This window comes from Micromonospora sp. CNZ296 (assembly GCF_007827635.1).
Window position 1 is genome coordinate 135,071 of the sequence record NZ_VISW01000012.1, and the last position, 25,675, is coordinate 160,745.

18 protein-coding genes are annotated in these 25,675 nt (G+C 74.2%); 8 read left to right on the forward strand and 10 right to left on the reverse strand.

The annotated features are described in order from the left end of the window. The first annotated feature begins 14 nt into the window (after positions 1-14). Positions 15-587, forward strand: coding sequence for a DUF3000 domain-containing protein (locus FB455_RS20720; protein WP_013284819.1), 573 nt, complete (start codon positions 15-17; stop codon positions 585-587). Between the two features lie 69 nt (positions 588-656). On the opposite strand, the gene FB455_RS20725 is transcribed toward FB455_RS20720, so the two are convergent. Next, entirely contained in the window at positions 657-1,472 is an 816-nt protein-coding gene (locus tag FB455_RS20725; protein ID WP_013284818.1) for a hypothetical protein, read from the reverse strand. An 87-nt stretch (positions 1,473-1,559) separates the two neighbouring features. Further along, positions 1,560-3,089: a trypsin-like peptidase domain-containing protein gene (locus tag FB455_RS20730; RefSeq protein ID WP_145754634.1), complete on the reverse strand. Its 1,530-nt coding sequence runs from the start codon at positions 3,087-3,089 to the stop codon at positions 1,560-1,562. Between the two features lie 232 nt (positions 3,090-3,321). Between FB455_RS20730 and FB455_RS20735 the strand changes: the two genes are divergently transcribed. The 4 genes from FB455_RS20735 (at position 3,322) to FB455_RS20750 (ending at position 8,963) form a co-directional block, all read left to right on the forward strand. Further along, positions 3,322-4,641 carry a ribonuclease D gene (locus FB455_RS20735; protein WP_030274529.1) on the forward strand — a complete coding sequence of 440 codons (1,320 nt, stop codon included), beginning with the start codon at positions 3,322-3,324 and terminating at the stop codon, positions 4,639-4,641. Positions 4,642-4,744: 103 nt separating this feature from the next. Continuing rightward, a complete protein-coding gene (locus tag FB455_RS20740) occupies positions 4,745-5,941 on the forward strand; it encodes a thiolase family protein (RefSeq protein WP_013284815.1) in 1,197 nt (398 codons plus the stop codon). Continuing rightward, positions 5,938-8,001 (forward strand): 3-hydroxyacyl-CoA dehydrogenase NAD-binding domain-containing protein, encoded by a 2,064-nt coding sequence (locus tag FB455_RS20745; protein ID WP_071096232.1) that lies wholly within the window; start codon positions 5,938-5,940, stop codon positions 7,999-8,001. Before FB455_RS20740 ends, FB455_RS20745 begins: the two co-directional genes overlap by 4 nt. Before the next feature lie 188 nt (positions 8,002-8,189). Further along, the gene (locus tag FB455_RS20750; RefSeq protein ID WP_013474522.1) at positions 8,190-8,963 is read left to right on the forward strand and encodes a hypothetical protein; all 774 of its coding nucleotides are present in this window, start codon (positions 8,190-8,192) and stop codon (positions 8,961-8,963) included. 57 nt (positions 8,964-9,020) lie between these two features. On the opposite strand, the gene FB455_RS20755 is transcribed toward FB455_RS20750, so the two are convergent. The 4 genes from FB455_RS20755 to FB455_RS20770 form a co-directional block, all read right to left on the reverse strand. Beyond that, positions 9,021-9,407 carry a VOC family protein gene (locus FB455_RS20755; RefSeq protein WP_145754637.1) on the reverse strand — a complete coding sequence of 129 codons (387 nt, stop codon included), beginning with the start codon at positions 9,405-9,407 and terminating at the stop codon, positions 9,021-9,023. Between the two features lie 245 nt (positions 9,408-9,652). Next, positions 9,653-12,202 (reverse strand): malectin domain-containing carbohydrate-binding protein, encoded by a 2,550-nt coding sequence (locus FB455_RS20760; RefSeq protein ID WP_013284811.1) that lies wholly within the window; start codon positions 12,200-12,202, stop codon positions 9,653-9,655. Positions 12,203-12,407: 205 nt separating this feature from the next. After that, entirely contained in the window at positions 12,408-13,574 is a 1,167-nt protein-coding gene (locus FB455_RS20765) for a sensor histidine kinase (RefSeq protein ID WP_369752115.1), read from the reverse strand. Continuing rightward, on the reverse strand, positions 13,571-14,239 hold the full coding sequence (locus tag FB455_RS20770) for a response regulator transcription factor (protein ID WP_013284809.1): 669 nt from the start codon (positions 14,237-14,239) through the stop codon (positions 13,571-13,573). Before FB455_RS20770 ends, FB455_RS20765 begins: the two co-directional genes overlap by 4 nt. 469 nt (positions 14,240-14,708) lie before the next feature. Here FB455_RS20770 and FB455_RS20775 point away from each other — a divergent pair, with 469 nt between their 5' ends. Continuing rightward, positions 14,709-15,977, forward strand: a complete 1,269-nt coding sequence (locus tag FB455_RS20775) for a peptidase C39 family protein (RefSeq protein WP_364772251.1) — start codon at positions 14,709-14,711, stop codon at positions 15,975-15,977. Here the strand turns inward: FB455_RS20775 and FB455_RS20780 are convergent, their stop codons facing one another. Beyond that, positions 15,978-17,261: an outer membrane protein assembly factor BamB family protein gene (locus FB455_RS20780; protein ID WP_486481557.1), complete on the reverse strand. Its 1,284-nt coding sequence runs from the start codon at positions 17,259-17,261 to the stop codon at positions 15,978-15,980. It lies immediately after the preceding gene. Positions 17,262-17,266: 5 nt separating this feature from the next. Then, on the reverse strand, positions 17,267-18,523 hold the full coding sequence (locus FB455_RS20785) for an outer membrane protein assembly factor BamB family protein (RefSeq protein ID WP_145754646.1): 1,257 nt from the start codon (positions 18,521-18,523) through the stop codon (positions 17,267-17,269). A 90-nt stretch (positions 18,524-18,613) separates the two neighbouring features. On the opposite strand from FB455_RS20785, the gene FB455_RS20790 reads away from it, so the two are divergent. After that, complete coding sequence (locus tag FB455_RS20790; RefSeq protein WP_041799190.1) at positions 18,614-20,482, forward strand: DUF6311 domain-containing protein; 1,869 nt, start codon at positions 18,614-18,616, stop codon at positions 20,480-20,482. Between the two features lie 12 nt (positions 20,483-20,494). On the opposite strand, the gene FB455_RS20795 is transcribed toward FB455_RS20790, so the two are convergent. Next, on the reverse strand, positions 20,495-22,279 hold the full coding sequence (locus FB455_RS20795) for a DUF6311 domain-containing protein (protein ID WP_091329542.1): 1,785 nt from the start codon (positions 22,277-22,279) through the stop codon (positions 20,495-20,497). Continuing rightward, positions 22,237-23,958 (reverse strand): DUF6311 domain-containing protein, encoded by a 1,722-nt coding sequence (locus FB455_RS20800; protein ID WP_486481561.1) that lies wholly within the window; start codon positions 23,956-23,958, stop codon positions 22,237-22,239. The genes FB455_RS20795 and FB455_RS20800 overlap by 43 nt, the downstream gene beginning before the upstream one ends. A 381-nt stretch (positions 23,959-24,339) precedes the next feature. On the opposite strand from FB455_RS20800, the gene FB455_RS20805 reads away from it, so the two are divergent. Further along, positions 24,340-25,530: a hypothetical protein gene (locus tag FB455_RS20805; RefSeq protein WP_128138061.1), complete on the forward strand. Its 1,191-nt coding sequence runs from the start codon at positions 24,340-24,342 to the stop codon at positions 25,528-25,530. Positions 25,531-25,675: the final 145 nt, after the last annotated feature.

Below are 25,675 nucleotides of genomic sequence, written 5' to 3' on the forward strand. Positions count from 1 at the left end.
CATAGGCTGCCCGCATGGCCCCCCCGATCGCGCTCCCGGAAACGTTCGCCCGCGCGGTCGCGGGGCTGCGATCGGCCACACCCCGACCGGAGATCATCCTGGAGGAGGTCGGCGCGCCGCAGCGGCTGGCCCCGTACGCGTTCGCGCTCTCCGCCGCCGTGATGCGCGACGACGACGAGGTGGCCACCGGCCGGCTGATCCTGCTGCACGACCCGGCCGGGCACGAGGCGTGGCAGGGCACGCTGCGGCTGGTCACGTACGTCACCGCCGAGCTGGAGGTCGACCTGGCCAGCGATCCGCTGCTGCCCGGTGTCGGCTGGACCTGGCTGACCGACGCGCTCGACGCGCAGGGCGCCGGGCACCGGGCGATCGGCGGCACAGTCACCCAGACGCTCTCCACCCGCTTCGGCGAGCTGGCCGGGCCGCCCGCCGCCGGTGACATCGAGATCCGCGCCTCCTGGACGCCGCTGCGCGCCGACCTGGGCCCGCACCTGCTCGGCTGGTGCACGCTGCTGGCCTCCACGGCCGGCCTGCCGCCGCCCGGCGTCACCGCGCTGCCCACCCGCCGCTCCGCCGGCGCCGCCTGACCGCACCCCGCCCGGGGACACGCGAAAGGCCGCCCCGGACGAACCGGGACGGCCTTCGGTGGACGCCGGTCAGAGGTAGTTCTCGGCCTCGTCGCAGATCTTGTCCAGGCCCTTGCTGGCCGCCTCGAAGGCGGCCCGGTCGCCGCGCGACGCCGCCGCCATGGCCGTGGTCAGCTTGTCCAGGCAGTTCGCGATGACCTTCTTCTGCCGGGCCTGCTCGTCCCGGTCGTTCTTGGTGCCGGTCAGGTCCTGCTGGGTGTCCGACAGCCGCTCCTGGACCGCCTTCAGCTCACCCTTGAGCTTCTCCATCTCCTGCTGGTTCGCCGAGATCGTGCCGTCCCGCTGGCTGACCGTCTGCCGGGACTTGTCCAGCTCGCCGTTCGTGGAGACGTACAGGAACGTCATCACGCCGCCGAAGACGAACAGCAGCGCGGCGACGAGGCCGAGCACCAGCGCCGCCCACTTCCTGCCGCCGCCGGTGGCCGGCGGGGCACCCACCGGGCCGTACGGGCCGGGCGGCCCGGACATCGGCGGCGGCCCGAAGCCGGGGCCGGACACCGGCGGAGCCGACGCGGGCGGGACCGACATCGGCTGCGCGTAGCCGGGGGCGGAGACCGGCGGGACGGAGACCGGCGGCGCCGACATCGGCTGCGCCGGCGGGGGCACCGGGGCGGCGCCGGGCGCGTATCCCGGCTGTCCCGGCGTGGCGGGCTGGTATCCGCCGTACCCGGGGGCGCCGTCGGACACGGTGGGCTGGTGCAGCGTCGGCGCTGGCTGGTTCGGGTCGTACTGCTGGGGCGCGGGCCGGCTGCCGTACGGGTTGCCGTAGACCGTGCCCCCCGGCGCCGGGGGCGGGTTGTCGCCCCCGGCCGGTGGGTAGGACATGTCGTTCCTCCAGATGTGCTGGTCCCCCGCGGGGTGGCCCGATGGGCCGGGGTCGATGCGGTGCGGCCGGGCCGGTGCGGCCACCGGTCAGCAGAGCCGGAACCGGTCGCAGGCGGTCTTGATCGGCACCGCGAGCCCGATGCCCTCGGCGTTGCGGGCCTTGGCCGTGGCGATGCCGACGACCTCCTTCGAGCCGTTGATCACCGGACCGCCGGAGTTGCCCGGGTTGATCGGCGCGTCGAACTGGATCACCGGGCCGCCGCCGCGCTCGTCCTCGCGGAACGCGCTGACCACGCCCGTGGTGACGCTGTCCTGCAACCCGAGCGGCGCGCCGACCACGATGATCTGCTGGCCCGACCGCACCGGGTCGCGGGCCGCGACCAGCCCGGTGAACTTGGCGGTGGTCTGCAGCTGCGCCAGGTCCTTGTCCTTGTCGGTGGCGATGATGGTCGCCTCGAACCGCTGGTCCTTGCGCTCCAGGAACACCTTGCGCTCACCCGCGGTGAAGACCGACTCGACCACGTGGAAGTTCGTCAGCAGCGTGGTGCCGCCGCCGGACGGGGCCTTGCCGACGGCGAACGCCGTACCGGTGAACTGCCCGGCCCGCACCCGGAACACGCTCGGCAGCACCGCGCTGGCCACCGCCTCCGGGTTGAAGGCCGCGCCGGCCTTCTTCTCCAGGCTGCCGGCGCGCTGCTCCAGGCCGTCGAGCCGGCTGGCGTCCGTGCCCTGCCCCTCGGCCATCCGCTTGTCGGCGGCGGCGAGCCGGTCGTCGAGCCGGTAGATCTGGTACGCCTGCACGCCGGTGACCACCGTCAGCACGGCGGCAAGGGCCAGCGCCACCACCGCCACCCGGCTGCGCCGCGCCGGCTGCGCGCCGAAGCCGGCCGGGCCGCCGACGAGGGCCGCCTGACCGGGGTACGCGGAACCGGGCTGGGACGGCGCCGACACCGGCTGCCCCGGGTAGGCGGGCGCGGACACCGGCTGGCCGGGGTACGACGGGCCGCTGCCGGACGGGCCCGGATACGACGGTGCGGCGGGCGCCCGGTCCGGGTACGACGACGAGCCCGGCCCGCCCGGATAGGACGGTGACGCGGAGACCGGCTGGCCCGGATACGCCGGTGACGCGGCCGGCTGGCCCGGGTACGCCGGGGCGGCGGACCGGGAGGTCTGTGCCGGTACGGCGCCGAAGGACGACGGCTGGGCCGGCGCGGAGCCGTAGGACGGCTGGGCCGGCGCGGAGCCGTAGGACGGCTGGCCAGGTGCGGAGCCGTAGGACGACCGGCCCGGCTCGGACGGCGTGGTGCCGTAGGACGGCTGGCCCGGCTGGGCCGTGGCGGGCGGGGTCGCGACGCCGGACGGGGCCGCGTAGGGCGTCGGCTGCGGCGTGCCGGCCGGGTCCGGGAGACCCGGGTAGCCGGCGGGCGGCTGGACGGCGGCCCGCGCCGGGTAGCCGGGGGTGCCGGCCCACTCGGATCCACCGGGGAACGATCCCGGCACCGGGGCCGAACCGGCGGGCGGGGCGAAGCGCGGCGGCAGCGGCCCCGGCCGGTCGGCTGCCGTGTCGCCGCCGCCGTGCCCCGGCACGTCGTCGCCGGTTCCGTACCCGCCTGTCATGCTCGACCGTCCTCCCCGTCGGCTTCGCCGACGCCCCCCGACCCGCTGCGGCACCCGTACGCCGTTCGCGGCTCGATGGACCGTACCGGCGGGAACGGGCTTTGTCTTCCCCCTTGTCCGACCCTCTCACGGCCCCGCAACCCGCACCTTTCCGGTCACCTGACGGCCATCGCGCCGACACGCGCCGGACCGGCTGCGCACACCGGATCGTCCGGCCTACTAGGGTTGTCAGGTGACCGACGAACCACCCCTGCGCCGTCGGGCCGCCGAAAGCCGTACCGGGGAGGCGTCCGCCCAGCCGACGTCGGCCCTGCCGGAGCCGGCGGACGCGGGGTCCGAGACCGAACCGGGCGCGGCCGTCCCCCTGACCGCGCCGCGCGACGGCACGCCCGCCCCGGTGGCCACACCTGCCGAGTTGGACGAGGTCGTGGCCCGCTTCGCGGCCGGCACCGGCCCGGTGGCCCTCGATGCCGAACGCGCCTCCGGCTACCGCTACAGCCAGCGCGCCTACCTGGTGCAGCTGCGCCGCGGCGGCGCCGGCACCGCGCTCATCGACCCGCTGCCGCTGCCCGACCTGTCCGCCCTGGACGCGGTGATCGCCGAGACCGAGTGGGTGCTGCACGCGGCCAGCCAGGATCTCGCCTGCCTGGCCGAGGTGGGGCTGCGCCCGCGCCGGTTGTTCGACACCGAACTGGCCGCCCGGCTGGCCGGTTTCGAGCGGGTCGGCCTGGCCGCGCTGACCGAACAGCTGCTCGGGTTCAGCCTGGAGAAGCACCACTCCGCCGCCGACTGGTCGAGCCGGCCGCTGCCGGAGTCCTGGCTGACGTACGCGGCGCTCGACGTCGAACTGCTCGTCGACCTGCGCGACTCGCTGGACGAGGAGTTGCAGCGGCAGGGCAAGTCGGGCTGGGCGGCGGAGGAGTTCGACGCGCTGGTGCGCAACGGCGCCTCGCCGCGCGTCCGCGCCGAGCCGTGGCGGCGCACGTCCGGCATCCACCGGGTACGCGGCGCGCGGGCCCAGGCCCGGGTGCGTTCCCTCTGGTACGCGCGGGACCAGATCGCCTCCCGCCGGGACGCCGCGCCGGGCCGGGTACTGCCCGACTCGGCCATCGTGGCCGCCGCCGAGCTGGACCCGAAGGACGAGAAGACGCTGCTCACGCTCCCCGGGTTCGGTGGGCGGTCGGTGCGCCGGCTGGCGCGTACCTGGCTGGCGGCGCTGGACGACGCGCGCCAGTTGCCGGACGACGCGCTGCCGGTGAGCCCGGCGGTGGAGGGTCCGCCTCCGCCGCACCGGTGGGCCGAACGCGACCCGGTGGCGGCCGGGCGGCTGGCCCGGGCCCGGGAGGTGGTGGTCGGCACCGCCGGGGCGCACCGGCTGCCGGCGGAGAACCTGATCGCGCCGGACTCGATCCGCCGGCTGGCGTGGCAGCCGCCAGCGGAGATCACCGACGAGACGGTCGCGGAGACGCTGCGCGGGTTCGGTGCCCGGGAGTGGCAGATCGGGCTGCTCCTGCCCGCGCTGACGGAGGCGTTGCACACCCCGCAGCAGTGACGGCCGCGGCCGGGGTGTGAGGTGGGCCACGCGGGGTGTGGTGCCACGTCTGGTTACTGGCGAGTAGCATCCGGGGAAATGCCCGTGCCGAGGGAGGCTCCAAGTGCCCCGTGAAGTCCGGGATGTCGTCTTCGTCGACGGCGTCCGTACCCCGTTCGGCAAGGCGGGTGGGATGTACGCCAACACCCGCGCCGACGATCTGGTGATCCGCTGCATCCGCGAGCTGATGCGCCGCAACCCGCAACTTCCGCCGGAAAAGGTGGAGGAGGTGGCCATCGCCGCCACCACCCAGATCGGTGACCAGGGCCTGACCATCGGCCGCACCGCCGCCCTGCTGGCCGGCCTGCCCAAGACCGTGCCCGGCTTCGCCATCGACCGGATGTGCGCCGGCGCGATGACCGCCGTCACCACCGTGGCCAGCGGCATCGCCGTGGGCGCGTACGACGTGGCCATCGCCGGCGGCGTCGAGCACATGGGCCGCCACCCGATGGGCGAGGGCGTCGACCCCAACCCGCGCATCGTCGCGGAGAAGCTCGTCGACCCGTCCGCCCTGGTGATGGGCTCCACCGCGGAGAACCTGCACGACCGCGTCCCGCACATCACCAAGGAGCGCACCGACGCGTTCGCGCTGGCCTCGCAGCAGAAGACCGCGAAGGCGTACGCCAACGGCAAGCTCCAGGGCGACCTGGTGCCGGTGGCGGTCCGCGACCCGGAGGCAGGCTGGGGCCTGGCCACAGTGGACGAGGCGCCCCGCGACACCTCGATGGAGAAGCTGGCCGGCCTGAAGACCCCGTTCCGGCCGCACGGCAAGGTCACCGCCGGTAACGCGGCCGGCCTGAACGACGGCGCCACCGCCGCGCTGCTGGTGGCCGAGGACACCGCCCGCGAGCTGGGCCTGCCGGTCGGCATGCGCCTGGTGTCGTTCGGCTTCGTCGGCGTCGAGCCCGAGGTGATGGGCGTCGGCCCGATCCCGTCGACCGAGAAGGCGCTGCGGATCGCCGGCCTGAGCATCGACGACATCGGCCTGTTCGAGCTGAACGAGGCGTTCGCGGTGCAGGTGCTCGCCTTCCTCGACCACTTCGGCATCGCCGACGACGACCCGCGGGTCAACCCGTGGGGCGGCGCGATCGCCATCGGTCACCCGCTCGCGTCCTCCGGCGTCCGGCTGATGACCCAGCTCGCCCGCCAGTTCGCCGAGCACCCCGAGGTCCGCTACGGCCTCACCGCCATGTGCATCGGCATCGGCATGGGCGGCACCGTGATCTGGGAGAACCCGCACTGGGAGGGTGGAGACAAGTGAGCCTCGCCGCACCGAACGAGGTCGTCACCAAGGCGCTGCTGCGCCAGGTGGCCGTACCCGGGCTGGACCGGCCCGCCGCCCTCATCACCCTGGACAACGGCTTCGACCACACCAAGCCCAACACCTTCGGCCCGGCCGGCCTGACCAGCCTGGACGAGGCGATCACCGCCGCGCTGGCGGCGGAGCCGGCGTTCATCGCGGTCACCGGCAAGCCGTACATCTTCTGCGTGGGCGCGGACATCACCAGCCTGCCGGCCCTGGAGAACCGCGAGCAGGCGCTGGAGATCGGCCGGCTGGGCCACCGGGTCTTCGCCCGGCTCAAGGACAGCGGCGTCCCCACCTTCGCGTTCGTCAACGGCGCGGCGATGGGCGGCGGCCTGGAGCTGGCGCTGCACTGCCACTACCGGACCCTGTCGGCGGGCGCGGCGGCCCTGGCGCTGCCCGAGGTCTCGCTCGGCCTCATCCCCGGCTGGGGCGGTACGCAGCTGCTGCCGAACCTGATCGGCATCCCGGCCGCGACGCAGGTGATCATCCAGAACCCGCTGATGCAGAACAAGATGCTCAAGCCGAAGCAGGCTGCCGAGATGGGCATCGCGGACGTGCTGCTGGAGCCGGCCGACTTCCTGGAGCGGTCGCTGGAGTGGGCCGCCGGCGTGGTCCGGGGCGAGGTCACCGTGACCCGTCCCGAGGTCGACAAGGACATGTGGGCGGGCGTGCTCTACTTCGCCCGGCAGACCCTCGACCAGCGGCTGCACGGCGCGGTCCCGTCCGCGTACAAGGCGCTGGACCTGCTGGAGACGGCGAAGGACGCCGACTTCGCCACCGGCACCGCGGCGGAGGACGAGGCCCTCGCGGACCTGGTCTTCTCCGAGGAGCTGCGCAGCGGCCTGTACGCCTTCGACCTGGTGCAGCGGCGGGCCAAGCGCCCGGCCGGCGCGCCGGACAAGGGCCTGGCCCGTCCGGTCACCAAGGTGGGCATCGTCGGCGCCGGCCTGATGGCCAGCCAGCTCGCGCTGCTGTTCGCCCGGCGTCTTCAGGTGCCGGTCGTGATGACCGACCTGGATCAGTCCCGCGTGGACAAGGGCGTCGGCTACGTGCACACCCAGATCGAGAAGGCCGTCAGCAAGGGCCGGATGGACAAGGGCACCGCGGCCAAGCTGTACGGCCTGGTCAGCGGCTCGGTCGACAAGTCCGTCTTCGCCGACGCCGACTTCGTCATCGAGGCCGTGTTCGAGGACCTGGGCGTCAAGAAGCAGGTCTGGGCCGAGCTGGAGAAGATCGTCAAGCCGGAGGCGGTGCTCGCCACCAACACCAGCTCGCTGTCCATCACCGAGATGGCCGCCGAGCTGGAGCACCCGGAGCGGGTGGTCGGCTTCCACTTCTTCAACCCGGTCGCGGTGCTGCCGCTGCTGGAGATCGTCCGCGGCGAGCGGACCGACGACGCCACGCTGGCCACCGCGTTCGCGGTCGGCAAGCAGCTCAGGAAGTCGTCGGTGCTGGTGAAGGACGCTCCGGCGTTCGTGGTGAACCGGCTGCTGACCCGCTTCCTCGGCACCGTGTTCGCCGCCGTCGACCAGGGCACCCCGCTGGACGTGGCGAACAGCGCGCTGGACCCGCTGGGTCTGCCGATGCGTCCGCTGGCGCTGCTCCAGCTCGTCGGGCCGGCCGTGGCGTACCACGTCGGCGGCACCCTGCACGAGGCGTTCCCGGACCGGTTCGGCGTCAGCGAGAACCTCAAGCGGATCGCCGACTCGGGCCAGCCGATCGTGGTCGACGACCAGATCAACGACGAGGTGGCGAAGCTGCTCGTGGTCGGCGACGAGCCGCTCACCGCCGAGCAGGTCCGGCAGAACGCGCTGGACGCGCTGGCGCAGGAGATCCGGCTCATGCTCGACGAGGGCGTCGTCGCCGAGGCGCAGGACATCGACCTGTGCATGATCCTCGGCGCCGGCTGGCCGTTCCACCTGGGCGGCGTCACGCCGTACCTGGACCGGACCGGCACCTCCGAGCGGGTGACCGGCAAGCGGTTCCTGCCGCACGGCGTGGCAAGCCTGCGCTGAGGCGACCGCAACGCATCGATCGCGGTGGTCGGGCTGTCCGTTCCGGACGGCCCGGCCACCGCGATCGGCGTCTGCGGCCCAGGTCACGGGTAGGTCGCGGTTTGGCGTCGCCGCCCTTGTGCGGACAGCGGGCTGTCGGTGGTGCTGGCTACCATCACGCGTCCAGTTTTCTCACAGGAGCTGCCTACATGTCCCAGCCGCCGTCCAGTCCCTACTCCGGCAACTACCCCTCCCCCCAGCAACAGCCCGGTGGCTACCAGCCGCCGCAGCAGCCGCAGTACGGCGGTGACTACCCGCAGGCTCCCCAGCAGCAGTACGGCGGCGACTACCCGCCGCAGCAGCCGCAGTACGGTGGCCAGCTCGGTGCGCCGGTCCCGCCGAAGAAGTCCGGCGTCGGCAAGGTCCTGCTGATCGTCCTCGCGGTGGTCCTGGTGCTCTGCGTCGGCGGCGGTGTCGCCGCCTACTTCGCCACGAAGGACACCGTCAACGAGGTGGTCACCGCCACCAAGACGCGGGTGGTCGAGCCGCAGACGCTCGGCGGCCGGGCCAAGGTCACCGACCCGCAGCTGCAGACCGCCGCGGCGCAGATGAAGTCCGAGCTCAGCAAGGACGTGCCGGACGCGACCAGCACCGTCGGCGCCTTCTACGGCGACCCGGCCAAGAAGGACCTGGTCATGATCGTCGCGGTGTCCGGCGTGATGGCGGACCCGAAGAAGGAGCTGGCCGACGCCACCGCGGCGGTCACCCCGGACCTGGCCACCAAGGACTTCAAGACTGTCGACGCGGGCCCGCTGGGCGGCGACGCCAAGTGCTCCGACGGCAAGGCGTCGGACGTGCCGGTGGCCGTCTGCATCTGGGCCGACCGGGGCAGCCTCGGCATGGTGGTCGTCTACTTCAAGTCCGCGGCCGAACTCCAGTCGGAGTTCGTGACGATGCGCGGCGAGATCGAGAAGCAGGACTGACACCCGTCACGCACCGGGCCCCCGCCGTGACGGCGGGGGCCCGGTGTCGTTTCCGGATCAGGCGGACACGGCCCGTTCGGCAGAGCTCCGGCAGACGCAGAACTCGTTGCCCTCGGGGTCGGCGAGCACCACCCAGCCGGTTCCGTCCGGGCGGCGCCGGTCGGCCACCAGCGCGGCGCCGAGCTCGCGCAGCCGCGCCACCTCCTCGTCCCGGGTGCCCTCGGCCGGGTGCAGGTCGAGGTGGAACGCGCCCTTGCCGTGCCGCTCGTCCACCCGAACGAACAGCAGGTCGGGGCCGTGCCCGTCGGGTGCGGCGAGGACCGCCTCCGGGTCGCCCGGGTGGTCGTCGTCGGCGAGCCGGCGGTCGAGCACGCGTGCCCACCAGCCGGCCAGGGCGTACGGGTCGTCGGTTTCGACTGTCACGCAGTGGATCTGTGCACTCACTATGCTTCCTCCTGTGGGGAGCGCGCCCCGGCGGAGTGGGAACGTCAGCGGGGAACGCGGGGCGCGGGACGGTTCACGACGGACATCGACCACACCCCCTTCCACCTCTCGGGCTGACCGGTTGATCATTCCACCGCCCGCACCGCGCACACAACCCCGCTCGTGCAAGGAAGGGCCCCTTGTTAACAGCGAGGTGTTAACAAGGGGCCCTTCCTCTACCGCAGGCGTTAAGAAGGGGCCCTTCCTTACGGGCCGACGAAGACCGCCTTCGCGCGCCAGTCGACGCCGTCGACCGCCGGGCCGCTGCGCACCGTGAACGTCCCCGACGGAGCGCCGTTCACCCAGTCGACGGCGGACAGGTCACCGGTGCTCCGGTTCACCTTGTAGAGCGTGGAGCCGGCCACGAAGACGGCGCCCGCGTCGGAGAACCCGCTCGCCCCGGCCACCGAGAACCGGTCGGCGCCGACCACGCCGCTGTCCGGCGTGAACCAGCGCCAGAACAGGCCGTTCTGCCCGGTCAGCGTGTAGTAGAGCCGACCGCCGGTGTAGAACATGCCGGTCACGTTCGGGATCTCGGCGTAGAAGCCGGTGGTCGCGCCGACGTACGTCTGCCCCTCCGGACCCGAGTTGGTCACCACGGTGTCCCAGTACGGGTCGTGGTACGGGTCCACCAGCTCGGGCGTGCCGAACGTGGTGCCGTCGAACGTACGCCGCCACAGCGCGCCGCCGGTGCCGTAGAACAGCGTCCCGCCGACCCAGAACGCGTTGCGCGTGGCGGACCACGCGGTCTCGTCCGGGTTCGCCACCGGAGCGGGCGCGCCGACGCCGGTCAGCCCGTCGTACGAGCGGACCTGCACCTCCTCACCGGTGCCGGCCGGCGGAGGCCCGGTCTTGACGATCTCGACGGCGTCGACGAGCGGGTTCTCCTTGACGTGGCGGAACTCGATGTCGACGGTGCCGTCGCTGGTCACCGTGAACTCCCGCATGGTGCCCACGTTGTGCCCGACGCTGGCGGACAGGTCCAGGTCGTCGAGGACGACCGCGCCGTCCAGCGCCACGTCGAAGACGCGCGTGTTGGGCGCGGAGGTGCCGTCGTACCGGTTGGCCAGGTAGAGCCGCACGTGCACCTCGGTGCCGGCGGGCACCGGGAACTGCCAGAGCATCTCCGCGCCGCCGGCCGGGTCGTACCGCTCGTCGCTGTAGAGCGCGGCCGGGGTGCCGGCCGGCACCGTCGCGTCCAGGCTGCCGACCGTGTTGAAGCTGGAGGTCGAGCTGCCGGTGTTGTGGTACGGGCTGGGGCTGGAGCCGGTGTCGGCCGCCCAGTCCGGTCCGCCGTCGGCGGCGGCGACCACCGGGCCGCCGGCGTTCACCCGGTACAGCACGTTGGTCGGCTTCGGCAGGCCGGCCTGGTACACGTTGCCGGGCAGCGTCGCCGTGGTGGTCGGGTGCGGTGCCTTGCCACCGGCGAGCGGGAAGAACGCGATCCGCTCCCGGCGGTACTGGAAGTTGCCGATCCAGAGTGTGTCGCCGCCGACCCAGAGGCCGCTCGGGGTCACGAGCATCTCGGAGGCGCCGATGCCGCGCGGGTGCCGGCCCGGGTTCCAGGACAGCGGCAGGCCGTTGGCGGGGTCGAGCGCGGCGATGCTGGCCCGGCCGACCGCGCCGGCCCGGGCGTTGTCGGTTCCCGTGCTGTTGTTGAGCCAGCGGAGGTGGCCGCCGACGTAGACCGCCTGCTCGCTGATGCCGACGGACAGGAACGTGTCGCCGCCGCTGTAGTCGACCCAGGTCGGCTGGAGGCTGCTGCCGGTCGCGCCGGCCTCCCAGCGGGCCGCGGTGTCGCAGAGCGTCCCGCCGTACGGGGCGCCGGTGGTGACCACCACGAAGTAGCTGTTGTCCGGGGAGAACGCGACGTCGCGGACGTACGAGTCGAACGACTGCCACTTGCAGCGCGGCGTGTAGCGGGCCGTGTTCCAGTCCGCGACGGTGGCGGCGGTGGCGCCCAGGTCGATCTTGACGATCTGGTCGTGCAGGACCCCGTCGGCCTTCTTGAAGTTGCCGATGACGACGAGCTGCGTGCCGTCCGGGGAGACGGCGAGCTTCTCCGCGCCCACGCCGGCCTTGGCGCCGCTGACGCCGTCCCAGTTGTGGTTCTCGGTCAGCGCCGTGGTGAGGTAGCTGTCGACCGCGCCGGTGGTGGCGTTGAGCGACGCGAGCCCGCCGCGCGGGTTGGGGTTGCCGGCCGTGGTGAAGATGCCGCCGACCAGCAGCCGGTCGCCGACGAGCGCGATGTCCTTGATCAGACCGTTGAACGCCGGCGGCGTGAAGCTGGTGACGACGGCACCGGTGGCGACGTCGAGCAGGGCCACCTTGCGCCGGGTCACGCCGTTGACGGTGTTGAACTTGCCGGCGACGAAGACCGTGCCCGCTGTGGGACCGGCGACGACCGCCGTCACCTCGTTGTCGAGCGTGGGCGCGAACGCGGTGTCCACCTGCCCGGTGGCCTTGTCGAAGGCGAGCAGGTAGTCGCGGGGGATGTCGACGTCGGAGTTGCGGTTCTGCACCCGGGTGAAGGAGCCGCCCGCGATGATCTTCGTACCGGCGTCGTGGATCGCGTCGACCGAGCCGTCCTGGACGTCGGGCGAGGCGGTGGAGGGGACGGTGTGGACCACTTTGTCGTGGCCGGGCGCGGCGACGGCTGCCGCGGGCGTGGCCGGCGAGAGGCCGGCGACGGTGAGGGCGCCGGCGGTGAGGACCGCGAGAAGACGGCGGCGGCGCGGGGCCGAGGGGTGGGTCACGGGCAGCTCCGGTGGGTGAGCAGGGTGAGGCGTCGCTGCGCTTACTCTCCGTTGATCCCCGGCTCCGCGTCCAGCGGGAGCGGCGCATTCTGCCCGACCACCGTGCCGCCGGGGGCCGACCACCGTCGGGTCCGGCCGGGACAGCCGAGGCCGGCCGCACGAAAAGGTGAGGCCGCCTCACCGGCCGGACGGGCCGGGTCGGCGGTCAGGTGGCCGCCGCCGGGTCGGCCGACGGAAGCGTGACTGTCACCTCGAGGCCGCCGCCGGGCTGGGCGACCGCCTTCACCGTGCCGCCGTGCGCGTCGCTGACGGCCCGCACGATCGACAGGCCGAGACCGGAGCCGCGCGCGCCGGTGCGTTCCTGGCCGCCGCGCCGGAACGGCTCGAACAGCCCGGGTACGTCGGCCGGGGCGACCTCGAAGCCGGTGTTCCCCACGACCAGCCAGGACCGTTCCCCGTCGGTGCCGGTGCGTATCCAGATCCGGCCGTGCAGGTGGTTGTAGCGGACCGCGTTCTCCACCAGGTTGCCGGCGAGCCGGTCGAGCAGGCCGGGGTCGCCGACCACCGGCGCCGGGCGCAGCGAGGTGTGCACCTTCAGGCCGATGCGCTCCACCTCCCGGGAGACCGCGGAGAGGGCGTTGGCGGTGCCGATGGCGAGGTCCGACTCGGCGCGCCGGCCCAGCCGCCGGCCGGTCTGCGCCTCGCTGCGCGCCAGCACCAGCAGCGCGTCGACCAGGCCGTTGGCGCGTTCGGAGGCGTCGCGCACCACGCCGGCCATGCGGCGGTACTCGGCGAGGTCGGCGTCGTCGTCGCTGAGCGTCACGTCGATTTCGGTACGCATCACCGCCAGCGGCGTCCGCAGCTCGTGCGAGGCGTTCGCGACGAACCGTTTCTGCGCCTCGAAGGCGCCGCTGATCCGGTCGAGCATGGCGTCGAACGTCTCGGCCAGCTCGGCCACCTCGTCGTCGGCGCCGGACCAGCCGATCCGCTCGTCGAGCGTGGCCTCACCGAGCCGGCGGGCGGTGGCGGTGACCTGGTGCAGCGGGCGCAGCGCCCGGCCGGCCACCAGGTACGCCCCGGCCACACCGACCACGCTGATCGCCACCAGCGCGAGCAGACCCTTGACCAGCAGTTCCTGTGACGCGGCGTCCACCAGTTGCCGCTGCCACTGCCCGGCGTCGAGCGTGCGCCCGTCCGTGAGCACCACAGTGGTGCCCGGTAGCAGCTCGTCGGTGGGGCGCAGCGCGTCGCGGACCAGCAGCCAGGCCAGCAGCACCAGGATCGCCCCCGCGCCTACCAGCAGCACGCCGTTGAGCAGGGTCAGCCGCAGCCGCAGCGTCGGCCGCACCCGGCGGGCGCTCCGCGCGCTCACTGCCGTACCCCGCCGATGCGGTAGCCCGCGCCCACGACGGTGTCGATGAGGGGCGGGTCGCCGAGCTTCTTGCGCAGTGTCATCACGGTGACGCGGACGATCGTGGTGAACGGGTCGGTGTTGGCGTCCCAGACCCGCTCCAGCAGCTCCTCGCTGGACACCACCGCGCCGCGCGCCTTGAGCAGCTCGGCGAGCACGCCGAACTCCTTGTTGGTGAGGTCGAGCGGCACGCCGCCCCGGCTCACCACCCGGCGGGCCGGGTCGAGCACCAGATCGGCCACCTCCAGCACCGGCGGCGCGGCCGGGGTGGCGCGGCGGCCGAGCGCCTGCACCCGGGCCACCAGCTCGTCGAACGCGAACGGCTTGGCCAGGTAGTCGTCGGCGCCGAGCTGCAACCCCTCGACCCGGTCGGCGACCGTGACGCTGGCGGTCAGCATCAGCACCCGGGTCAGCGCGCCGGAGGCGGCCAGGTCGGCGCAGATCCGGTCGCCGTGCACGCCGGGCAGGTCGCGGTCCAGGATCACCACGTCGTAGCGGGTCACGAACGCCGCCTCGTGCCCGGCGTCGCCGTCGTAGGCCACGTCCACAGCCATCCCGCGCTTGCGCAGCCCCCGCGCGATCGCGTCGGCGAGGTTGCGCTCGTCCTCGACCACCAGTACCCGCATCCCGGCCTCCCGCCTCGTGACCCCTGACAACCTAGTGCGGCAGGCAAAACCCGCCGCCGGAGGAGGCGATCCTCGAGACGGCCCGCCGACGAGCACATCACCGGGAAGCCCTCCTGGTGCGCACTCGCGCCACCCCACCCGACCCGGAACCCAGGATGTGACGCTTCGTAACGTTGACGCGGATTCACGGCCGCGTCACGCACCGTGATGGGCGCTCGCTCGCCCGAACGGAACGACCGGCAGGCCACATCGTCCTGAACAGCGAAGACTCCGAACCCGCCTCCGCCGCGAAGATACCCCTCCGCGCCCTTTGCTCTGCACCCACATGCGCAGCGGTAGCCGTGGGTCACCGATGCGCCGAGGGCTGCAGAGCAAAGGGCGCGGGGGTGACCATGCCGCGGGCGCGCTGCGGCTACGCTCGGTGATGGCACGCCAGGTGGAGCGCCGTGTGCGGTGGCACGGTCCGCCGTTGCAGAAAACCTTCGGGTACGCGATGCTCGGCGGCGATGATCGACACGCGCAGCAGCCACTGGTCACGGCCGTGCCGGGCGGGTTCCCGATGAGCGGCCGCGACATCGCGTACCACCGGTTCCGCTTCCCGGCGGACCGGGACCGGGGTCGTGCGGACGGGCTGCGCGCCGGGACGGACGGCCTGACGCCCGACGGCGATGCCGCCCGGGTCACGCACACCGACCCGCACTCCGGGACCACGGCCGAGTACGCCGCCGGCACCTGGACCTCCCCCGTGACGCCCGCCGGGTTCGCCCTCACCGAGCTGGTGCCCTCCTGGACCGCCGACACCCCGCCCGGCTGCTGGCTACGGGTCGAGCTGCGCGGCTGGGCCGACGGCACGGCCACCACCGGCTGGTACGAGCTGGGCCACTGGGCCGCCGACGAGAGTGCGGTGCATCGCGCCTCCGTACCCGGGCAGGAGGACGACCGGGCGCGGGTCGCCGCCGACACGCTGCGGGTGACCGGCGCGGCGGTGACCGGCTGGCAGGTCCGGGTGACCCTGCTCCGACGGCTCGACGCGCCCGCCGGCCCGGTACTGCGCACTGTGGGCGTCGTCGCCTCCACCGACCCGACGGGCGGCGCGGAGGCCACCGGCGCCGGAGATGCGGGCGCGTGGGGACGGGTGCTGGACGTGCCGCGGTACGCGCAGCGGCTGCACGCCGCCGGGGAGACCCGCTGGGGTGGCGGTGGCGACTCCTGGTGCAGCCCCACCTGTGTGTCGATGGTGCTCGACTTCTGGGGTGCCGGACCCGCCCCGGACCGGTACGCCTGGGTGGCGCCGCCCGGTCCGCGCCCGCAGGTGGTGCACGCCGCCCGGCACTGCTACGACCACGCCTTCGGCGGGCCGGGCAACTGGCCGTTCAACACGGCGTACGCGGCGACGCACGGAGTGGACGCCTTCGTCACCCGGCTGCGCTCGCTGGCCGAGGCGGAACGGTTCGTGGCCGCCGGCATCCCGCTGATCGTCTCGGCCGCGTTCACCGCCGGTCAGGTTCCCGGCCTGGACTACGACACCCGGGGACACCTCATGGTGCTGGCCGGCTTCACCGCCGACGGCGACCCGGTGCTCAACGACCCGTACGCGCCGGACGACGAGCGGGTCCGCCGCACCGTGCCGCGCGGGCCGTTCGAGAGCGCCTGGCAGGCGGGCAGCGGTGGGATCGCGTACGTGCTGCGCCCGGAGTCGGCACCGCTGCCGCCACCTCCGGCGCAGGCCAACTGGTGATCAGCGGCCGACCGGCCAGATCGCCATGCCGCCGGTCGGGCGCAGGCACACCAGTTCGGTGCCCGTGTCCGCGCACTCGGACCAGGCGCCGGGCAGGATCCCCCGGATCCGTACCTGCCCGGCCGCCACGTCCAGCGCGCCGACGAGCGTCCGGTCCCCGGTGAGCGTGCGCAACCCGAGCAGCGGCCCGGCCGGGAGGTCGTTGCCGGAGACGCGCCAGCGCCCCAGCCGGGCCAGCACGCGGCCGGTCGGCGGGTCCAGCGCCGACAGTTCCAGCTCCTCCCCGATTCCGCGCTCGGCGGCGATGAGCCGGCCGCCGACCGGGCCCATCCCCAGCCAGCGCTCGTCCGACCAGGCCGGGCGGCCGGTGGCCGGGTCGAGGGCCTGCGCGCCGCCCACCTGGTCGCGCAGGCACACCATCCCGGCGCAGTCGGCGAACCAGAGCCCGGCCCGGGAGCCGACCGGCAGGCTCCACCGCTCGTCGAGCCGGTCCAGCCCGTATCCGGTGACGGTGCCGCGGGCGTCCTCGACCAGCAGGAGGTCGGCCACCACCTGCGCGTACCGGTAGGCGGCGCGATCGGCCGCGGGCGCCACCCGGCCGGTGTGCGCGACCGTGCCGGAGTCCGCGTCGTACACGGTCACCCGGCCCTGCGGAGTGACCAGCACGAGCTGCGTCACCCCGTGGGCGTCGTGGCGGTATCCCACCTCCTGCCCCGGCACGGGCAGCGTCCACCGCACCACGCCGGAGGCCGGGTCCACGGCCCGCACGGTGCCCGCACCGGGCGGGCGGGGATTCTCCAGCAGCAGCCCGCCGGACGCGGTCCGGACCGGGTAGCCGGGATGCCGCCAGCGCAGCGTGCCCGTCGCCGCGTCGAGCATGGCCGACACCGAGTCGCCGTCCCCGGCCGGGCTGCTCGTCACCAGTAGCCCTCCGCCCACGGCGGTGAGCCCGAGCACGTGGTCCCCGGCGGTCAGCGCGAACCGCCACGCCGGTTCCCCGACGGGCAGCCGGTACGCGGCGACCACCCGCCCACCCCGGCCGATCGCGCCCGGGCCGTCGGCCACCACCACCCGGCCGGGCAGGAGCACGAACGCCGCGCCCTGCGGGGCGGGCACCCGGATCGGCTCGGGCCGTCGCGGCGGCCCGGCGGCGGCGGTGACCACGAGCAGCACCAGGCAGCAGAGCAGCGCCACCCGCGCCGTACGGCCCGGCGGCCGGCGGGGCGGCGCGTCGGCCGGCTCGTCGGCGGACTCGCCGTGCCGCATCTCTCCCAGCTCGATCACCGGGCTCACGTCAGCCGCCGCACCATGTAGTCGCCGCCGGGCCGGCGGCAGACCAGAAGCGCCACGCCGGTGGTGCAGCCGGTGCCGGTGAGCGTGCCCCGGGCCGAGGGCGGATCACCGGACAGGTTCACCTCGGCCAGGAGTTGCCGTCCGCCGCCCAGCGGCCGTGTCGCCAGCAGCGGGCCGCCCGACTCGTGCTGCGGGACCAGGGTCCAGCCGCCGAGGTCGGCGATCAGCCGCCCGTCCTCCTGGTCGAGCACCGCCAGGCCGGCGTCCATGTCGGTGTCGGCGACGCCGACGAGCAGCCGACCGCCACCCGCCGCCGGCACGCCCGCCCACCGGTCCACGCTCCAGCGCACGACGCCGGTCGCCGGGTCGAGCGCAGTCATCCCGCCGGCCAGTCCGACGGCGCAGAGCAGGGCGCCGCAACTCTCGACGTGGCCGACGAGCTTCCGCGCGACGGTCCAGCGCGGCCGGAGCGTGTCCAGGTCGTACGCCTCGATGGCCCCGTCGCCGTCGCGGAACTCCAGCAGCAGTCCGCGGGCGAGCTGCAACCGGCGCGGGCCGGGCCGTCGTACCGGGTCCAGATCGCGGGCCACCAGCCGCGCGCCGGTGCGCGCGTCCACGACCACCGTCTGTCCGGTCGCCGGGGACAACACCATGCGTACCGGCCCGGTCGGTTCGACGTCGAAACCCAGCGCGCCCGTCATCGGCGCCGTCCACACCGTACGGCCGTCGGCCGGGTCCACCTCCATGATCGACGTACTGGTGTCGGATGTGGCCGACTGCATCAGCAGCACCCGGCCCACAGCGAACGCGATTCCGGGCCGGCGCCAGACGTCCGCGCCGGTGGCCGCGTCGTACGTCACCGTCTGCCAGTCCGTGTCGTCGACGCTCCGGCCGGCCACGATCACCCGGCCGTCCTGCTCCCACACCGACACGGCGGTGCCCACGCCGGGCAGCGGGCTGCGCCACCGCTCCCGGTCGCCCCGGTACGCGAGGAGTTCCCGCCCGCCGCCGGCGCCTGCGCGGTCCGGCCGCACCACGTACACCACGTCGCCGGAGACGAACACGGCCGATCCCAGCCCGCCGGGCAGCGTCCACTCGACCGGGCCTCGCGGCGGTGTCGCGGCGGTGAGCGTGAGCAGCGCCACCAGCAGCACCACGAGAAGGCGGAACGGCCGTCCGACGGCACGCGGGGGGCGGGGCGCCGGGCCTGGCGGGGCGTCGTCGCGCAGCTCCCCCAGATCGATGACGGTCACGACCATCCTCTCCCGCGCGCCGAGCCGCCGCCCGACCGTGACCGGCCGTGTGACGAACCGCCTGTACGATGGCGCGTCGTGGCCGTGCCCGTGGTGGACCCCTCGTTGAACCCCTCGTCCGTCGAGGCGGACGCCGTCGTGGCCGACCCGCCACGCCGCGCCCGTCGCCGGCCGGCCCGCGCCGACGTGCTGGCCATCGGAGCCTATGTGCTCCTCGGCGTTCTCGTCTGCCTCAACTACTGGGGCGACGTCGAGCACCGGGTCTCCTCGCACCTGCCCACCGACCACAGCTGGTTCGAGTGGCTGTTCGCCCATGGCGCGTACTCGGTGCAGCACCTGGAGAACCCGCTGTTCACCACCCGGCAGAACGCGCCGGACGGGGTGAACATGATGGCGAACACCTCGCTGCTCGGGGTGACGCTGCCGCTGGCACCGCTGACGCTGCTGCTCGGCCCGCAGGTGATGTACGCGCTCTACCTGGGCGCCGCGCTGTCCGCGACCGCCGCCACGTCGTACTGGGTGCTGTCCCGGCACCTGGTCCGTTCCCGGGCCGCGGCGTTCGTCGGCGGCGCGTTCCTCGGTTTCGCGCCGGGCATCGTGCACCACGCCAACGGCCAGCCCAACTTCGTGTCGAACTTCCTGCTGCCGCTGATCGTGGCCCGGGTGCTGCGGCTGGGCGAGCCGGGCCGCTGGCGGCGCAACGGGCTGGCACTCGGGCTGCTGGTGGCGTACCAGATCTTCATCAACGAGGAGATGCTGCTGCTCACCGCGCTGGCCTGCCTGGTCGTCGTGGTGGCGTACGCGGTGCAGCGGCCCCGCGCGACCCGCGAGCGGGCCGGGTCGTTCGTGGCCGCGCTCGGTCTCGGCGGCGGCCTGGCGCTGCTGCTGACGGCGTACCCGATCTGGTTCCAGTTCAACGGCCCGCAGTCCTACCGGGGCTTGCAGGGCGGCGTCTTCCACAACTGGGGTGAGGACCTGGTCGCCTTCGTCACGTTCGCCCGGGACACGATCGCCGGTGACGAGGCGGTGGAGAAGACCATCGGGCTGACCGAGCAGAACACCTGGTTCGGCTGGCCGCTGGTGCTGGTGGCGCTGGCCGCGCTGGTGCTGCTGGTCCGCCGGTCGGTGCCGGCCCGGATCCTGGCCGTGCTGGTGGTGGTCTTCACGATCGCCTCGATCGGTCCCGTCGTGCGGTTCAACGGCGTGGAGACCGACATCGACGGGCCGTGGGCGTACGTGCCGGACGACCTGCCGCTCGTCGAGATGATGATGCCGACCCGGTTGAGCCTGGTCGTGGTGGCCGCCGTGGGCGTACTGCTCGCCCTGGCGTGGGACACGCTGGCCGGTGCCGGCCGCCCGCCGGTGCCCGCCCCCCGCTCCGGCGCCGACGACGGCGGGGACGACGACGGCGGGACGACCGCGCGCGACACGCGCCGCCGGGTGCTGCGCCTGGCCGGGTTCGTCGCCATCGCCGCCGCCGTGGTGCCGCTGATCCCGCGTCCGCTGCCGGCCGAGCGGATCGACCCGCCGCCGCACTTCATCACCGCGGGCGGCTGGCGGCCGTACGTGCCGGAGGGCCGCACGCTCGTGCCGGTGCCGATCCCGAGCAACGTGCACGGTCTGCACACGCTGCGCTGGAGCGCGCTGACCGGCCAGGAGTTCCCGGTCCCGGGCGGCTACTTCATCGGCCCGAACGAGCGCGGCGAGGGCGTGTTCGGCGCCCCGAACCGCCCCACCAGCACGCTCATCTACTCCACCATGGACGCCAACGAGGTGCCGGAAATCACCGAGGAGAACCGCCGCCAGGCCGTGGACGACCTGCGCTTCTGGCGGGCGTCGGTGGTGGTGCTCGGGGCCGGCCCGCGCGAGGCGGTGCTGCGCGACCTGATGGCCGAGTTGCTCGGCCCGCCGCAGCGGGTCGACGACGTGTGGATCTGGGACGTCCGCGACCGGGTGTGACCCCCGTACCGGTCAGCCGACGAGCGGGCGGACGTCCCACAGGTACCCGCCGGGCACGTCCCGGCCGGGGCCGACCAGCGCGTCCACTGTGGCGCGGACCGGGTCGCCCGGTGACGAGTCGGCCTGCACGAGTGCCGCCGCCCGCCAGTGCCGCAGGTCGTCGACCGCCTGCCGGCGTTCCGTCTCGCCGACCGGCGGCACCCGGCCGGTCTCGGCGGCCCGGCGCAGCAGCAGCGACGTGGGCCGGTCCGGCGCGCCCCAGCGGGCCGCCGGGTCGGTGGCCGAGCGCGGGCCGATGAAGTAGCCGCCCGGCGCGTCGAACGCCAGCGCGGTGCGCGCCGACCAGAACATGGCGGGGCTGACCGCCGCCCCGGTCACCGGCGGCACCGGCACCAGCGTCCGGCCCGGCGGCACGTACTCCCGCCAGCCGCCGCCGGACACCACGGCCGGGACCGGCGGGACCGGCACCGCGCGGATCGGCGTCGGCGCCAGCGGCAGCAGCGCGGCGGCGACCGCGCCGGCCCACGGCGCCCAGGTGCGCACGCCGCCGCGCCGGACCCGGTCCAGCGCCAGCGCGAGCAGCACCCCGAGCACCGGTACGCAGACCAGCGCGAACCGCGCCGGCACCACCAGGTCCAGCAGCGGCACGCCGGCGAGCAGGCGGTACGGGCCGGGCAGCCCGGTGTCGTGCCGGTTCACCACCACCGGGGAACCGAGCGACAGCAGCGCGAACAGCAGGCCGCACGCGGCGAGCGCGCGCACCAGCGGCCGCCGCCACAGCCGCACCACCACGAGTACGGCCAGCAGCGGCAGGAACGGCCCGAGGAACGAGTTCTGCTCGGTCGGGTTCGGTGACAGCAGCCCGGCCCGGCGGGCGTCCCCGGCGACGCTCTGCCGGGCGGTGGTGACGAAGGAGACCACGTCCAGCCGATAGCCCTCGGTGTGGAACGGCATCCCCCGGTAGTGGCCCGGCCCGGCGAACTGGAACCACAGCGGGTACGCCAGCAGCACACCCGCCACCAGCGCGCCGACGCCCAGCCGCCGGGCCACCACGGGCGTCAGCCGGCGCGCGGCGGCCCGGTCGGCGAGGGCGTACGCCCCGGCGAACACCCCGGCGGCCAGCGCCAGGAAGACCAGCACCTCCTCGCCGAGAAACACCTGGTACGCGACTGCGAGCCCGAGCAGCACGCCGTCGCGCCGGACCCGGTCGGTGGCCGGGCGGAACACCAGCGCGAGGATCACCGGCACCAGGAACTGGGCGGCCATGTGCAGGTGCGCACCGGCCTGCGCCACCATGCCCGGGGCGAAGCCGCAGAACAGGCCGCCCACCGCGGCGGCGGCCCGGGAGCGGACCAGCCGGCGGGCGAGCAGCGCGTACCAGGCGGTGGCGGTCCCGGCGAGGCTGAGCGTCACGGCGACGAGGAAGGCCGCCTGGGAGCCGAAGACGACTGTGACCGGGGTGAGCGGCACGCCCAGCCCGAGCACCGACGTGTTCGCCATCAGGTTCACCCCGTCCGGGGCGTTCAGCGCGCCGCTCCACAGCGGGTTCTCGCCGCCGGTGACAGCGCGGGCGGCCCGGGCCAGCATCCACTCGAACAGCATCTGGTCGCCGGCCTGGTGGAACAGCCGTTCCGGCCGGCGCCACTGGCCGGTGGTGAGCAGCACGGCGAGACCGAGGTAGCCGGCCACCACCAGCACGTCGGCCGGGCGGGGCCGACGGCGGCGGGGCGCGGGGGCGGGGACCGCCGGTTCGGTCAGGCGGACCGGCTGGTCAGTTTCCGCACGTCCCACAGCCACACGTCCAGCTCCTGCCGTCCGGGGCCGACCAGCTGCTCCACGGTGCGGCGCAGCGGCTCGGCGTTCTGCTCGTCGCGCGGCAGCACCACCACCGCCGCGTTCCAGTGCCGCAGCTCGTCCAGGTAGCGGCGCCGCTGGCGGTCGTCCAGCTTCGGCGTACGGCCGGTGGACGATACCTCCCGCAGCATCTCGCCGATGCCGCTGGGGCGGCCGCCGAAGCGCCCGGGGTCGCCTGTGACGCCGTTGCGCGGCGCGAGGAAGTAGCCGCCGGGGATCTTGAAGTCGAGGTTGGTGCCGGCCGCCCAGCGCATCGGGTCGGTGTTGCCCATCGCGGGCACCGGCACTGACACGAGCGTCTGGTCCGGCCCGACGTACTTGCGCCATCTGTCGGCGGTGATGAACTCCGGCACCGGCTCCCGGGTGGTGACCTGCAACGGCATCGGCGCGATCGGCAGCAGCGCGAGGACCAGGCCCGCGGCGGTGAGCTTGCGGGCGGTACGCCGGTCCACGCCGCGCAGCGCCCAGGCGCGACGGACCGCGTACGCGAGCAGGATCGCCACCGTCACGCCGGTGATCAGGCCGAAGCGGGTCGGCACCACGGCGTCGAGCAGCGGCAGCCGTACCAGCAGTTCCCACGGGCCGGTGGCGATCTCCCGGTCCCACCAGGAGATCCGCTCGCCGAGGGAGAGCACGGCGAAGAACAGCCCGGTGGCGGCGAGCGCGCGGACGATCACGTCCCGCCGCAGCCACACCACGATTCCCACGACCAGCAGCGACAGGCTCCAGCCGAAGAACGCGTTCTCCTCCGAGTAGTTCGGCGCGAGGTTGACGTTGGCGCGTTCGTTGCCGCCGAACGTGGGCGAGCCGGGCGCGAAGAACGCGGCGATGTCGTTGCCGTAGTCGCGCACCGCGTCGCTGAGCCCGTGGTACGCCATCGGCCCGGCGAACTGCACCCACAGCGGGTACGCCAGCAGCGCCCCGGCCAGCGCCGCGCAGACCGCCAGCCCGGCGCCGAGTGGCCGCCAGGCGGTCGTCCACCGCTCGCGCTGCTGCACCACCACGGCGATCAGGAACACGCCCAGCGCGAGCGCGGTGAAGAGCAGGATCTCCTCGTTGATGAACGCCTGCGCGGTGACCAGCAGCGCCAGCAGCACGCCGTCGCGGACCGGCCGGGCCGACCGGGTCAGCACCAGCACCCGCCACACGATGAACGGCAGCAGGAACTGGCTGATGATGTTCGGGTGCCAGTTGGCGTGCGACAGCATGGCCGGCGAGAACCCGCAGAACCAGGCCGCCACGGCGGCGGCGGGGCGGTGCCGGATCAGGTGCCGGGACAGCACCCGGTACCAGGCGGCGGCGGTGCCGGCCAGTCCGAGCGTGACCAGCGTGACGAAGGAGACCGCCGGTCCGAACAGGAGGGTCACCGGCACCATCGGGATGCCCAGCGCCAGGATGGCGGTGTTCGCCATCAGGTTGACGCCGTCGGGGTAGTTGAACTGCTCGGTGAAGAACGGGAACTCGCCGTGCAGCACCACCCGTACCGAGTGGGCCAGGAAGAACTGCACCTGCGCCGGGTCGCTGCTGTAGAGCGCGGCCACCCGCCCGGCCGGGTCGACCCAGATGCCGCTGGTGACCCAGATCGCGGCGAGCAGGAATCCGCCGTACACGGTGAGGTCGATCCGGCGGCGGGTCCACCGCCACCGGCGCGCGCGCCGTGCGCCCGGCGTGGCCGGCGCCTCCGGCTCGGTCGGCGCTTCCGGCGTGGTCGGCGTTTCCGGCGTGGTCGTGGTCGCCCGCTCCGGCTCGGCGATGGTGACCGGTGGTGGGTCCAGGGTGACGGCGCGGTGGCCCGTCGGGGCGGCGGCGTCCGGCGTCGAGGCGCCGCGGGTCTCGGCAGGCGTCACAGTCGGCGGAGTCTACCGGAGCCGGATATTGGTACCCGAATCGCCCGTCACGTTCCGCAGTGGCCGATCGGCCGAAAGGGTGAGCCGGGCGCGGCCGGGTGACGGGTCGTCTCGTACCATGTGGGCTTCCGACCGACGACCGGCGAGGGGATCAGGGTGCTTTCAGCCCGCCGAGGCGCTACGACGGGCACCGCGCTGGCAGCTCTGCTGCTGGTCACGGTCGGTTGCGGACCGGTCGCCGAACGGCGGCCGGCGGACCTGCGGGTCGGCTACGACAGTCTGGACGGCACCCTCGCCGTGTGGCCGCCGCGCGGCAGCCTGGCCCGCGACGCCGACGCCACCGCCGCGATCACGACAGCGGTACGCGACTGGCGCTCCCCGGTGGACGACCGGGTGCACGTGCCCACGTCCGGCATCCTCTTCTCCGGTCAGGTCGCCGGGTCGGCGCTCGCGCTCGTCGCCGCCGACGTGCCCGGTGAGGCCGCCTCCTGGCTGCTGCAACTCGACCGGGACGGGCAGCGCTGGCGGGTGGTCCACGCCACCGAGTACACCGACCCCGGTTACCTGGTCTACTCCGACGTGCTGCCGGTGCGGGAGCCGGACGGCCGTCGCTACCTCACCTCGGCCCGCGTCGAGCGCCTGACCGGGCCCGACGGCAAGGTGCTCGGCAGCACCGACGGCGTCACCGACCCGGTCGCCGTACCGGCCTGCCGGGCCGTCGAACTGACCGCGACGCTGCGGCCCACGCCGTCGCTGCCGCGCGGCCGGGCCGCGGACCGCGTCCTCGATCTGGGTACGGCCACCGAAGCGCCCCGCTACCCCCTGGTACGCGACGAGACGGGCGCCGGCAAGCGCGCGCTGACCGGACTGGACACCTGCGTGCTGGCCGGTGAACGGGGTCCGTTCGGCAGCGTGCCGCGCCGCATCGGCGACCGCGAGGCGCCCCGCTCCGCGCCGGAGTCCTGGCCGATGGCGAAGATCGCGACGCGGTCGCTCGGTTCGGTGGCTCTCGGCGAGGGCGAGCCGGGCGAGTTGGAGCAGCTCAGCTGGGAGACGCCGGCCGGGACGATGACAGCGGTGGTCTACCGTCCGGCCGACGGCGGCACTCCGGTGGCCTCCCCCGCCGACCGGTCCACCACGCTTCAGGCGTACCACCTGCCGATGCCGGGCCGGCCGCTGGCGGTGCTGTCCTGGCGCACCCGGGACGCCTCGTTCTCCGCCCCGCCCGGCACGACCCGCCTGGTCGACCGTCCCGGCCTGGTGGTGGTCGAGCACACCGACCAGAGGCAGACGTTCAGCCTGGCCGGCACCGAGAAGACCTGGTACCGCTCACTCCCCACCCCCTGACCGGCGCTTCCTCGCCCCGCCGCCGCCCACCCCGTCGATCATGAACTTGACGGCGACAAACCGGACACGAACCACCGCCAACCTCATGATCACCCAACCGGCTCGGTGATCAAGGAGTTTGTGTCATCCGGGAGGCCCTCCACGC

What these genes read in the sequence shown, in the direction of transcription:
- FB455_RS20720 (WP_013284819.1), top strand. Translation starts at nt 15, where the DNA reads ATGGCCCCCCCGATCGCGCTCCCGGAAACGTTCGCCCGCGCGGTCGCG.
- FB455_RS20725 (WP_013284818.1), bottom strand. Translation starts at nt 1,472, where the DNA reads ATGTCCTACCCACCGGCCGGGGGCGACAACCCGCCCCCGGCGCCGGGG.
- FB455_RS20730 (WP_145754634.1), bottom strand. Translation starts at nt 3,089, where the DNA reads ATGACAGGCGGGTACGGAACCGGCGACGACGTGCCGGGGCACGGCGGC.
- FB455_RS20750 (WP_013474522.1), top strand. Translation starts at nt 8,190, where the DNA reads ATGTCCCAGCCGCCGTCCAGTCCCTACTCCGGCAACTACCCCTCCCCC.
- FB455_RS20770 (WP_013284809.1), bottom strand. Translation starts at nt 14,239, where the DNA reads ATGCGGGTACTGGTGGTCGAGGACGAGCGCAACCTCGCCGACGCGATC.